Origin of the sequence: Acinetobacter sp. AKBS16, from assembly GCF_002899995.1 — a bacterium.
In the GTDB taxonomy this organism is placed as follows: Bacteria; Pseudomonadota; Gammaproteobacteria; order Pseudomonadales; family Moraxellaceae; genus Acinetobacter; species Acinetobacter baumannii.
Map to the genome: position 1 here is coordinate 91,759 of NZ_POYH01000098.1, position 1,454 is coordinate 93,212.

Consider the following 1,454-nt stretch of genomic DNA (forward strand, 5'->3'; position numbering starts at 1 on the left):
TTGGCTATGAAGGCTGGCGTTTGATGTATGTTTTAGAAGGGATTCCTTCCATTATTTTAGGATTAGTCTGTCTAAAATATTTAACCAATAACCCGAAAGAAGCACAGTGGTTAACAGCTGAGCAGCGCCAATGGCTCATGAATACGCTAGAACGTGAAGAAAGAGAAAAAGAGCAATCTGCCGATGCTGCTTTAACAAAAGGTGAACTCATTAAACAAGTGTTTAAAAATCCTTTAGTGTGGATTATGGCAATTGTTTATTTTGGAATTACGTCTGGTTCAAATGCGATGTTCTTCTTCTTACCAAGTGTTTTAGAGTCGTTCCGCAACACCTTTGGTATGCAAATTAGCCTTATCCAAAATGGCTTACTCACTGCTATTCCATATGCATTTGCGGCAGTTGGTATGGTTTTATGGAGCCGCCGTTCTGACCGTAAACAAGAGCGTTATAAACACGGTGCTTGTGCTGCACTTATGGCGGCTTTCGCAATTGCGATTGCTTTGATTGTGAATCAACCGTGGGCAATTATTGTGGGCTTTATTTTGCTCGCAATTGGTGTATTTAGTGCGATTAACATTTTCTGGACTATCCCTGGGCAAACTTTAACAGGAGTGGGCGCCGCAGCTGGTATTGGTTTAATTAACTCTGTAGGTAATTTAAGTGGTTTTACTGGTCCATATTTAACAGGCTATTTATATACCACCACGGGCACCTATACAGTAGCGTTCCTTGCCATTGCAGGATTTGTCGCCATGGGCGGTTTAGGGTTACTGCTTTTGGCAAAGTTAAAGTCTGATAGCCTAAAAGTAGAACAACGGCGACTTAAAGTGCGGACTGCTACGGAGATGAAATAATGGCTCGGATTGGTTTTGTTGGAACGGGCATTATGGGAATGCCAATGGCCATGAACTTATTAAAAGCTGGTCATCAAGTTAAGGTCTGGAATAGAACTTCATCTAAAGCAGAAAGTTTAAAAGAAGCTGGTGCACATGTTTGTAGTGAACTTGAACAAGTTGGAAAAGATGTAGAGTTTCTGATTTGTATGCTCAGTGATGGAAAAACCTGTGATGAAATTCTATTTCAAGAACGTGGTGCAATCTCACAGCTAAAACCCGAAAGCACGGTCATAGTGATGAGTTCGATACCTGTTGAAGTTGCAAAAACACAAAGTGAAAAATGTAAAGAAAGAAGACTTAGATATTTAGATGCACCTGTTTCTGGCGGTGAAAAAGGTGCTCAAAATGCAAGTCTGGCGATTATGGTTGGCGGCGATGCTCAAACATTTTCACATACTGAATATGTGCTATCTGCCATGGGGCGGCCAATTTTAGTTGGAGAGGCTGGCTGTGGAATGCTGGCAAAACTCGTCAATCAAATGATAGTCGCATCCACCATTGCAACCGTGAGTGAAGGTTTATTGCTTGCCAGTAAAGCAGGAGCTGACCCGATAAAAC

The 1,454-nt window shown here is 41.7% G+C and carries 2 protein-coding genes; both read left to right on the forward strand.

Going from position 1 to position 1,454, the window contains the following annotated elements; all coding sequences use genetic code 11:
* Window positions 1-854 (forward strand): MFS transporter (locus C1642_RS19925; RefSeq protein WP_228153985.1); only part of this gene is annotated, 854 nt, incomplete at its 5' end.
* The coding region (locus C1642_RS19930) for an NAD(P)-dependent oxidoreductase (RefSeq protein ID WP_228153986.1) at window positions 854-1,454 on the forward strand (601 nt) is incomplete at its 3' end. The genes C1642_RS19925 and C1642_RS19930, both read left to right, overlap by 1 nt.